General features: G+C 52.6%; 7 protein-coding genes. All 7 read right to left on the bottom strand.

Annotation, left to right across the window (positions count from 1 at the left end; translation table 11 throughout):
* Positions 1–271 (bottom strand): GTP-binding protein (locus NUV48_14930; GenBank protein ID MCR4443426.1); only part of this gene is annotated, 271 nt, incomplete at its 3' end.
* Between the two features lie 47 nt (positions 272–318).
* Positions 319–2,400, bottom strand: coding sequence for an elongation factor G (gene fusA, locus NUV48_14925; GenBank protein ID MCR4443425.1), 2,082 nt, complete (start codon positions 2,398–2,400; stop codon positions 319–321).
* Positions 2,401–2,534: 134 nt separating this feature from the next.
* Positions 2,535–3,005, bottom strand: coding sequence for a 30S ribosomal protein S7 (rpsG, locus tag NUV48_14920; GenBank protein ID MCR4443424.1), 471 nt, complete (start codon positions 3,003–3,005; stop codon positions 2,535–2,537).
* A gap of 50 nt (positions 3,006–3,055) precedes the next feature.
* Positions 3,056–3,442, bottom strand: coding sequence for a 30S ribosomal protein S12 (gene rpsL, locus NUV48_14915; protein MCR4443423.1), 387 nt, complete (start codon positions 3,440–3,442; stop codon positions 3,056–3,058).
* Between the two features lie 44 nt (positions 3,443–3,486).
* Positions 3,487–3,738, bottom strand: a complete 252-nt coding sequence (locus tag NUV48_14910; protein ID MCR4443422.1) for a ribosomal L7Ae/L30e/S12e/Gadd45 family protein — start codon at positions 3,736–3,738, stop codon at positions 3,487–3,489.
* Between the two features lie 66 nt (positions 3,739–3,804).
* Positions 3,805–7,266, bottom strand: coding sequence for a DNA-directed RNA polymerase subunit beta' (gene rpoC, locus NUV48_14905; GenBank protein MCR4443421.1), 3,462 nt, complete (start codon positions 7,264–7,266; stop codon positions 3,805–3,807).
* Positions 7,267–7,332: 66 nt separating this feature from the next.
* A complete protein-coding gene (gene rpoB, locus NUV48_14900; GenBank protein MCR4443420.1) occupies positions 7,333–10,698 on the bottom strand; it encodes a DNA-directed RNA polymerase subunit beta in 3,366 nt (1,121 codons plus the stop codon).
* Positions 10,699–11,009 lie beyond the last annotated feature (311 nt).

The following is an 11,009-nucleotide window of genomic DNA, read 5'->3' as shown; positions in this document are numbered from 1 at the left end:
TCTTTACGTAATCGGCGTGCCCAGGACAGTCCACGTGCGCGTAATGCCTGCTCTCCGTCTCGTATTCAACGTGAGCCGTCGATATGGTGATCCCCCGCGCTTTCTCCTCCGGCGCCTTGTCAATCTGGTCAAACGACACCGCCTGCGACAGGCCTCTCTTCGCCAACACGTAAGTTATGGCCGCCGTCAGCGTGGTCTTACCGTGGTCTACGTGCCCTATCGTCCCAACGTTAACGTGGGGCTTCTTCCTTTCGTATCTTTGCTTCGCCATCGTTTCCTTCCTCCTTTTTTACTTTCAACACATGGTTTTGATCTAGACTACAGCCGGCCCTGTCGCCTGGCAATAATCTCCTCGCCGATGTTTTCGGGCGTTTCTTCGTAATGAGAGAACTGCATCACATAGGTACCGCGTCCCTGCGTTTTGGAACGAAGATCAGTCGCGTAACCAAACATTTCGGCCAGGGGAACAAATCCTCTTATCACCTGGAGCCCGGTGCGGGATTCCATTCCTTCGATGCGACCGCGCCTGCTGTTCAGGTCTCCGATCACATCGCCCATGTATGCTTCGGGAACCAGGACTTCTACTTTCATAACCGGCTCCAGGACAACCGGGTCTGCCTTCACGGCGGCGTTTTTAAAAGCTATCGAACCGGCAATCTTAAAAGCCATCTCCGAAGAATCAACCTCGTGATAGGACCCGTCGTACACGGTAGCCCGTATGTCGACCACGGGATACCCGGCCAGAATGCCGTTTTCCATGGCTTCCCTGATACCATCTTCAACCGGGGGAATGTATTCTTTGGGTATGACTCCTCCCACGGTTTTGTCAACGAATTCAAAACCGCTTCCCCTTTCCAGGGGTTCGATTTCGATGAGGCAGTGACCGTACTGGCCGCGCCCCCCGGTTTGGCGAATAAATTTGCCTTCCGCTTTGCTCCTGTAACGGATCGTTTCCTTATATGCCACCTGCGGTCGTCCTACGTTGGCATCCACCTTAAACTCCCTCAGCAAGCGGTCGACAATTATTTCCAGGTGCAGTTCGCCCATCCCGGAAATGATGGTCTGGCCCGTTTCGGGATTCGTCTGGATGCGGAAAGTGGGATCCTCTTCCGCCAGGCGGGCTAAGGCAGCGCCCATTTTTTCCTGGTCGGCTTTTGTTTTGGGTTCGATTGCCACGTCGATTACAGGTTCCGGGAACTGCATTGATTCCAGGATCACAGGATGATCCTCATCGCAAAGCGTATCCCCGGTGGTGGTATCCCGCAGCCCTACCGCCGCCGCAATATCTCCCGCATACACCTCGTTAACCTCTTCCCGGTGATTGGCATGCATTTGCAGGAGGCGGCCGATGCGTTCCCTTTTGTTTCTGGTTGTATTATATACGTAAGAACCTGATTTCAGCACGCCGGAGTATACTCTAAAAAAGGCCAGTTTACCGACATAGGGGTCGGACATGATCTTAAAGGCCAGGGCTGAAAACGGCTCATTATCATCGGCGTGCCTGATTTCATCTGCCCCGGATTCGGGGTGTACCCCGTGGATCGAAGGAATGTCCGTCGGAGCCGGAAGGTAATTTATTATCGCATCCAGAAGGAGCTGGACACCTTTGTTTTTGAAGGACGACCCGCAAACAACGGGAATAAGCTTTACGTCTATGGTGGCGGAACGAATGGCCGCCCTGATTTCTTCCTCCGTTATTTCCTCGCCTTCCAGGTACTTTTGGGTAAGTTTATCATCATAGTCCGCGACGGCTTCAAGCAGTTTTTCATGATATTCCCGGGCCAATTCCAGCATATCTTCCGGAATGCCGGTTTCTTCGCTCCTGGTGCCCAGGTCGTCCAGGTAGTAGTAAGCTTTCATTTTAACCAAATCAACGATTCCCCGAAAGCTTTCTTCCGAACCAATCGGCAGCTGAATGGGAACGGGATTCGCTCCCAACCGCTCCCTGATCATGTTTACTCCTCTAAAGAAATCTGCTCCGATCCTGTCCATTTTATTTATATAAGCGATGCGAGGAACCCCGTAACGATCGGCCTGGCGCCAGACCGTTTCAGACTGGGGTTCGACGCCGCCTACTGAGCAGAAAACAGCGACTGCCCCATCCAGGACACGCAAAGAGCGTTCCACCTCTACGGTAAAATCAACGTGCCCTGGCGTGTCGATAATGTTTATACGATGGTCTTTCCAAAAACAGGTAGTAGCGGCTGAGGTAATGGTGATGCCCCTTTCCTGCTCCTGGACCATCCAGTCCATGGTGGCTGCGCCGTCATGGACCTCACCCATTTTATGAACCCGGCCAGTATAAAAAAGTATTCTCTCGGTGGTTGTCGTTTTGCCTGCGTCAATATGAGCCATAATACCTATGTTTCTTGTTTTTTCCAGAGAGTACTGTCTGCTCATGCTTAACCCCCCTTTCTTAGACCGGCCGGCCAGTAGTATACAGCGATCTCCGCTGGCCAATAATCACGGCACACCCCGTTTCTACGAGGTTTCAACCTGATTGGCCGTAGCAGCAAAAGTTCGAACAGCGAATTTTACCAGCGGTAATGGGCAAAAGCCTTGTTGGCTTCAGCCATTTTATGGGTATCTTCCCTTTTTTTGACTGCTCCGCCCGTATTATTGGCGGCATCCAGTATTTCAGCGGCAAGTTTATTCTCAATGGTCTTTTCACCACGCTTGCGCGCAAATGTGACCAGCCACCTGATACCTAGGGCTTCGCGCCTGTCAGGACGCACTTCAACAGGCACCTGGTAGTTTGCGCCCCCCACACGGCGCGCTTTCACCTCCAGGACAGGCATCACGTTTTTCATCGCCTGCTCCAGGACTTCCAAGCCATTCTTCCCTGTTTTTTCCTCGATGATTCTCAACGCTCCATACACGCCGTGCTCAGCGACGCCTTTTTTGCCTTCGTACATAACCTTATTGATGAATTTTGTCACCAGCCTGGATTTGTAGATCGGATCCGGCAGGACCTCTCTTTTTGGTACAGGCCCCTTCCTGGGCATATCATTCCCCCCTTTGCTGCTGGCAGATAATTGCTGCCAGCAGGCGATGTTTATTTCTTGGCGGCAACCTTGGGCCGTTTTGTGCCGTATTTGGAACGGCCCTGGTTTCGTTTCTGGACACCCGCGGTATCCAGGGCTCCTCTGACGATGTGATACCTGACACCCGGCAGGTCCTTAACCCTGCCTCCCCGCACAAGCACGACAGAGTGTTCCTGGAGGTTATGACCTATCCCGGGTATATAAGACGTAACCTCAACGCCGTTAGTAAGCCTCACTCTGGCTACCTTTCGCAAGGCGGAATTCGGCTTTTTGGGCGTGGTAGTATATACTCTTGTGCATACCCCGCGTTTTTGCGGGCATTCCCTTAACGCTGGCGCTGCAGACTTTTTACGGGTTATCTCTCTTCCTTTTCTTACCAGCTGACTGATGGTTGGCATATTGCGTGCACCTCCTTCCCAGGATGTCCTGTTGTATGTTAGGGTTACTCGACCTCCATCAAAAGAGCCGCCACGGCGGTACCCACCTGGATGCCGCTGGCTTTTCCCAGTTCGGCCATAGTATCAACTTCTATCACGGTTATTCCCCGTTCACGGCAGGCTTCCAGAATAGGCCGGCGAACCTTTTCCTCGGCATCCCTGGCCACAAACACAGTGCTGGCCAAACCTCTTTCCACCGCTTTTTGTGTCTGCTTCAGCCCCACCGTCTTTTTTTTAGTTGTCGCCAAACGCTGCACTAAAAACCTGACCTCCTTTTTGAACAGCACGCACTGAAATATATTATCATCTGGCAGCCCGCGCTGTCAAGATGAAGCGAGACTCGTGTGGCTATCCAGCTGTTCAAGAGCAGCGGCGGCGTTTTCTTCGATTACCGGGCTTACCCTGATGTTCCTGTACCTGGACATTCCGGTCCCCGCAGGGATAAGCTTGCCGATAATTACGTTTTCTTTCAGCCCCAGCAGGGGATCGGTCTTCCCTTTAATGGCGGCTTCCGTAAGAACCCTGGTTGTTTCCTGGAAGGAAGCGGCTGAAAGGAAGGAATCGGTGGCGAGCGACGCCTTGGTAATTCCGAGTAAAACCGGTTTGGCGGTGGCAGGTTCTCCTCCCATGGCAAAAACCTTGGCGTTCTCTTCTTCAAACTCGAAAATATCGATTAACCCGCCAGGTAAAAGCTGGGTATCGCCAGGTTCTTCAACCTTTACCTTCCTTAGCATCTGGCGGATTATCACCTCGATGTGTTTATCATTTATGTCTACCCCCTGCAGGCGATAAACACGCTGCACTTCCCTCAAAAGGTAGGTTTGGACTCCCCTGATCCCGCGGATTTTCAAGAGATCGTGAGGATTGATCGAGCCTTCGGTCAGCTCCTGCCCGGCCTCAACCTGCTGGCCCTCTTTCACCTTGATCCTGGAACCGAACGGGATCTGGTAAATATATTTTTCTTCCCCGCCGGCGGTTATTTCAATTTCTTTGCGACCCCTGACTTCGGAAATGTGCACGATCCCGTCGTCTTCGGCAATTATCGCCTGGCCTCTCGGCTTTCTGGCCTCAAAGAGTTCTTCGACCCTGGGAAGACCCTGGGTGATGTCTTCGCCGGCCACGCCACCCGTGTGGAAGGTTCTCATGGTCAACTGGGTTCCCGGCTCGCCGATGGACTGGGCGGCAATAATCCCCACCGCTTCGCCGATCTCCACCATATGACCCGTAGCCAGATTCCGGCCGTAGCATTTGCGGCATACGCCGTACCGCGTTTTACATGTTAGAACGGTACGAATGCCGACTTCTTTAATCCCCGCTTCAATTATTTCACCGGCCTGCTGTTCGGTGATCTCTTCATCCGCAGCCACGATGACCCGGCCGGTCTGCGGGTGGACAACGTCTTCCAGCGCATAACGGCCGACAATTCTTTCATACAGCGACTCAATGGCCTCGTTCCCGTCCTTGATCTCGTCTACATATATGCCCGTGGTGGCGCCGCAGTCGTTTTCCCTTACAATCACGTCCTGGGCCACGTCTACAAGACGGCGGGTGAGATAACCGGAGTCGGCTGTTCGCAGGGCCGTGTCGGCGAGTCCTTTGCGCGCTCCGTGGGTGGAATTGAAGTATTCCAAAACCGCCAGCCCTTCACGGAAATTTGACTTGACCGGCACTTCAATTGTGCGGCCTGAAGGATCGGCCATCAGACCCCGCATCCCCGCCAGCTGGCGGATCTGCTGGATGTTGCCGCGCGCCCCGGAATTGGCCATCATATAAACAGGGTTAAACTTATCCAGGGTATCCAGCAGAGACTTGGTAACATCCTCGGTAGCCTTGTTCCAGACCCCGATAATCAGCTGCTGGCGCTCTTCGTAGGTAATCAGGCCCCTCCTGAACTGGTTTTCTATGACCTCGACCTGTTTTTCGGCCTCGTTCAGGATCAGATTTTTGTCTTCAGGAACGACAATGTCGGTGATGCCGATAGTGATTCCAGCGCGAGTAGAGTAGGTAAAACCTAATTTCTTGATCCCGTCAAGCATTCTGGCCGTCGCGGCGTTCCCAAGAAGCCGGAAACACTTGGCCACGATCTGGCCCAGCTGCTTTTTGCCTATAACTTCATTATAGAAACCCACTTCCGGGGGTATAACCTGGTTGAAGATGAGGCGGCCCGTGGTGGTCTGGATCAGTTTGCCGTCTTTGCGGACTTTTACGGGTTCATGGAGCGTCACCATGCCCGTTTCATAGGCATAGATGGCCTCTTCATCGCTGGCAAAGGTATAGGTGGGGTTCCCCGCAGACTTTTCCACGGTCAGGTAATATGAACCAAGAACCATGTCCTGGGTGGGGGTTACCACCGGCCGGCCGTCCTTGGGGTTAAGGATGTTGTGTGAAGAAAGCATTAAGAGGCGGGCTTCGACCTGCGCTTCGGCGGAAAGAGGCACGTGAACAGCCATCTGGTCGCCGTCAAAATCGGCATTGTAAGCAGTGCAGACCAGCGGGTGAATCTGAAGGGCCCTGCCTTCTACCAGCACCGGTTCAAAAGCCTGGATCCCCAGGCGGTGCAGGGTGGGAGCGCGGTTTAACAGGACCGGGTGGTCCTGGATAACTTCTTCCAGCACATCCCAGACCTCGTTGCGGACCCTTTCCACCATTCGCTTGGCGCTCTTGATGTTATGAGCGTAGCCGTCATTGACCAGCTTTTTCATGACAAACGGCTTGAACAGCTCCAAGGCCATTTCCCGGGGCAGGCCGCACTGGTGGAGCAAAAGCTCCGGACCAACCACGATCACGGACCGTCCCGAATAATCAACCCGTTTGCCCAAAAGATTCTGCCGGAACCTGCCCTGTTTGCCTTTAAGCATATCGCTTAACGACTTCAAAGGACGGTTGCCGGGCCCGGTTACCGGGCGCCCGCGCCTTCCGTTATCAATGAGTGCGTCGACTGCTTCCTGCAGCATCCTTTTTTCATTGCGCACGATTATATCCGGAGCCCCTAGATCAAGGAGTCTTTTTAACCTGTTGTTGCGGTTAATAACCCGCCTGTACAGGTCATTGAGATCGGAGGTGGCGAAACGGCCGCCATCCAGCTGCACCATGGGCCGAAGTTCGGGAGGAATGACGGGAATGACATCCATGATCATCCACTCAGGGCGATTGCCTGAATTTTTAAAGGCTTCTATAACCTCAAGCCTGCGGATTGCCCTTACTTTGCGCTGGCCTGTCGCCTCGCGCAGTTCGGCCCTCAATTCGGCAGCTATCTCATCCAGGTCCATCTCTTCAAGGAGAACCTTGATTGCTTCGGCTCCCATCCCGGCCTGAAACCTATTCCCATATTTTTCCTTATACTCCCGGTATTCCATTTCTGAAAGCAGCTGTTTTTTCATCAAGGGGGTATCACCGGGCTCAGTTACGATGTATGAAACAAAATACAGCACTTTTTCCAGGGAACGCGGGGAAATATCGAGAATAAGTCCCATCCGGCTGGGGATGCCTTTAAAATACCAGATGTGCGAGCATGGCGCGGCAAGTTCAATATGCCCAAGCCTTTCACGGCGAACCTTGGACTTGGTAACTTCAACACCGCAGCGGTCGCAGATGATTCCTTTGTACCTGACGCGCTTGTATTTTCCGCAGTGGCATTCCCAATCCCTGGTAGGTCCGAAAATCTTTTCGCAAAACAGTCCTTCGCGTTCGGGTTTTAAAGTGCGGTAGTTAATGGTCTCGGGTTTTTTAACCTCGCCGCTTGACCATGCGCGTATTTGCTCAGGAGAAGCCAGTCCGATTCTCATCCTGTCGAAGTTATTAACATCTAACAAGGGCGTCGCTCCCTCCTTCAATTTTTCTCACCGCTTCAGTCAGCGGTCATTGAAGTCATCATTGTCCTCATCTACGTCCAGCTCTTCCAGGTCCGGGTCATATTCCAGGAACCCGTCGTTCTCCTGTTCCTCTTCACTTTCTTCGTATTCATCGAGGAGCGGTCTATCCGGAGCATGTATATCAAGTCCCAGTTCCTTGGCTGCTTCGCTGATGTCGTCGTCAATTTCCTTGATTTCAATTTCCTCGTCATTTTCTGAAAGCACTTTGACATCGAGCCCCAGGCTCTGTAGCTCTTTGATCAGAACTTTGAAGGATTCGGGGACACCGGGTTCGGGGACGTTTTCACCCTTGACTATGGCTTCATAGGTCTTAACCCGTCCCACCACGTCATCAGACTTGACGGTCAGTATCTCCTGCAAGGTATAGGAAGCGCCGTAGGCTTCCAGCGCCCAGACTTCCATTTCCCCAAAGCGCTGTCCGCCGAACTGGGCCTTGCCGCCCAAAGGCTGCTGGGTAACAAGCGAATACGGCCCGGTGGAACGCGCGTGGATCTTGTCATCGACCAGGTGGGCCAGTTTAAGCATATACATATAGCCAACGGTGATCTCGTTGTCAAAAGGTTCGCCGGTCCTCCCGTCGTACAGTACGGTTTTCCCGTGCACGGGAAGCTTTGCCTCCGCCAAAAGGGTTTTAATATCCTCTTCGGTAGCCCCGTCAAATACCGGCGTGGCAACCCTCAGGTCGAGGGTTTTCGCCGCCCAGCCCAGGTGGGTTTCCAGGACCTGCCCGATATTCATACGGGACGGGACGCCAAGGGGATTCAAGACAATTTCGATGGGCGTGCCGTCCGGCAAAAACGGCATATCCTCTTCCGGCAGTATGCGCGAAATCACGCCTTTGTTGCCGTGCCGGCCTGCCATCTTATCGCCTTCCGAAATCTTTCTCTTCTGGGCAATGTAAACGCGCACTATCTGGTTCACGCCGGGAGCCAGTTCGTCGCCGTTTTCCCGCGAGAATACCTTCACGTCAACAACTTTGCCGGCTTCGCCGTGCGGCACGCGCAGCGAGGTATCCCTTACCTCCCTGGCCTTTTCGCCAAAAATAGCCCGCAGAAGCCGCTCTTCCGCAGTGAGCTCGGTTTCGCCCTTCGGAGTCACTTTGCCGACAAGTATATCGCCGGGCCGCACTTCCGCCCCAATACGGATGATCCCGCGTTCATCCAGGTCCTTTAAAACGTCTTCTCCCACGTTGGGAATATCCCGGGTTATCTCTTCCGGGCCAAGCTTGGTATCCCTGGCGTCACACTCATATTCCTCAATGTGGATGGATGTGAAATAGTCTTCTTTAACCAGTTTTTTACTGATAAGGATAGCGTCTTCATAATTGTAGCCTTCCCAGGTCATAAAGGCCACCAGCACGTTTCTACCCAGGGCAAGTTCACCCTGGTCGGTGGAGGGCCCGTCGGCTATCACCTGTCCTTTTTCCACCCGCTCTCCCTTTTTGACAATCGGTTTTTGATTCATGCACGTACCCTGGTTGGAACGGGCGAACTTTATCAGCCTGTATGTCTCCTTGCTGCCGTCGTCTGTATGAATGACGATCTCATTGGCCGTGACTCTTTCCACTATCCCGGAGTTTTTCGCCAGTACGACCACCCCGGAATCCCTCGCCGCCTTGAATTCCTCACCGGTCCCGACGAAGGGAGCCTCCGTACGCAAAAGAGGCACGGCCTGCCGCTGCATGTTGGCCCCCATCAAAGCGCGGTTTGCGTCATCATGCTCTAAAAAGGGGATCATGGCGGTGGCAATGGAAACTATCTGTTTGGGAGACACGTCCATGAAATCCACTTTATCCACGGAGACGACAAGAGTCTCGCTGCCGTGGCGGGCATTGACCTTGGAGTTGACAAAGCGTCCTTCTTCATCCAAAGGAGCGTTGGCCTGGGCAATGACATAGTTGTCTTCTTCATCAGCGGTAAGGTAGACGATCTCGTCCGTCACCTGGCCGGTTTCCTTATTCACTTTGCGGTACGGCGTCTCTATAAAGCCGTATTCATTGATTCGCCCGTACGTGCTTAAAGAACCAATCAGCCCAATGTTAGGACCTTCCGGTGTCTCAATCGGGCACATGCGTCCATAATGGGAATGGTGAACGTCGCGCACTTCGAAACCGGCTCTTTCACGGGACAGGCCGCCCGGTCCAAGAGCGCTCAAGCGCCGCTTGTGCGTAAGCTCCGCCAGGGGATTGGTCTGGTCCATAAACTGCGAGAGCTGGCTGGAGCCAAAGAACTCCTTGATTGCGGCCACCACCGGCCGTATATTAATAAGGATCTGCGGAGTGATGACTTCCACATCCTGAATAGTCATTCGCTCGCGCACCACGCGCTCCATCCTTGATAAACCTATGCGGAACTGGTTCTGGAGAAGTTCCCCCACCGAACGAAGGCGGCGGTTGCCCAGGTGATCAATGTCATCCGGCTTCCCTTCCCCGTTCATGAGTTTCAGCAGTTGTTTAATGGTCGCAATGATGTCTTCCCTGGTTATATGCCGGACATGGGGCGGAATATCCACTTTCAGCTTTTTGTTAAGTTTATAGCGTCCGACATGCGCCAGGTCGTAGCGTTTGGCGTCAAAGAACAAAGTGTGCAGCAGGGAACGCGCGCTTTCGACCGTGGGAGGTTCCCCGGGACGCAGTCTTTTATAGATTTCCACCAGGGCTTCGTCTTCCGATTCGGTATGGTCGCGCTCCAGGGTGAGGCGGATCCGTTCATCTTCCTTGAAAAGTTCGGCAATCTGGCCGTTGCTGCTGTACCCAAGGGCCCGCAAAAGCACTGTGGCGGGAAGTTTGCGTGTCCTGTCAACCCGCACAAAAATGTTGTCGTTGATGTCGGTCTCAAATTCCAGCCATGCGCCGCGGTTGGGAATTATGGTGGCGCCGTATATCTTTTTGCCGCTGGGATCAACCTGCTCGGTGTAATAAACGCCGGGAGACCTGACCAGCTGGCTTACTATTACTCTTTCGGCGCCGTTGATGATAAATGTTCCTTTTTCCGTCATCAGGGGGAAGTCGCCCATGAAAACTTCCTGTTCTTTGACTTCCCCTGTCTCTTTATTAATCAGCCTGACTTTTACCCGCAGGGGTGCGGCATAGGTCACATCCCGCTCTTTGCATTCCTCCACCTGATACTTGGGCTCTCCCAGGCTGTAGTCGATGAATTCAAGGACCAGGTTTCCGGTAAAATCCTGTATCGGGGAAATATCACGAAACATCTCTTTTATTCCTTCATTTAAAAACCACTGGTAAGAATTCTGTTGAATTTCAATCAGATTGGGCATTTCAAGCACTTCTTTGATCCTTGCGTAGCTGACCCTCGTTCTTTTTCCCACCTGTACCGGACGACGCATTAAATCTCTCACCCCTCATGCCCTATATGTGCAACATTATTTAATAAAAATAAAAATGTTAAATAAAAACACCTAATAGCAAGGTTAAAACACCTTGCTATTTGCGCTCCACCTATCTATTCTTGCCTTTTATTACCTGCATTATTCACTATTCCCCGCGCTGTATTCGTTTCGTGGTTTTCATCTGGGCCAGGCAAATAATCGCATTTTAAAATGTTAGCATAACCTATGGTGGCTGTCAACCTATTTTTTACGGGAGCTTTTTGCGATGTAAGCTATTTTTATGATTTTCTAATCGCAAATCAAGCATA

The sequence above is a fragment of the Peptococcaceae bacterium genome (genome assembly GCA_024655825.1).
Lineage (GTDB): Bacteria > Bacillota > Peptococcia > DRI-13 > PHAD01 > JANLFJ01.
Note: the sequence above shows the minus strand (reverse complement) of the source record. Positions and strands in the feature narration are given on the sequence as shown.

Excerpts from the sequence above, each read along its gene's own strand:
- rpoC (MCR4443421.1), bottom strand. The coding sequence starts at position 7,266 with ATGAGAATCGGACTGGCTTCTCCTGAGCAAATACGCGCATGGTCAAGC.
- fusA (MCR4443425.1), bottom strand. The coding sequence starts at position 2,400 with ATGAGCAGACAGTACTCTCTGGAAAAAACAAGAAACATAGGTATTATG.
- rpoB (MCR4443420.1), bottom strand. The coding sequence starts at position 10,698 with ATGCGTCGTCCGGTACAGGTGGGAAAAAGAACGAGGGTCAGCTACGCA.
- rpsG (MCR4443424.1), bottom strand. The coding sequence starts at position 3,005 with ATGCCCAGGAAGGGGCCTGTACCAAAAAGAGAGGTCCTGCCGGATCCG.
- rpsL (MCR4443423.1), bottom strand. The coding sequence starts at position 3,442 with ATGCCAACCATCAGTCAGCTGGTAAGAAAAGGAAGAGAGATAACCCGT.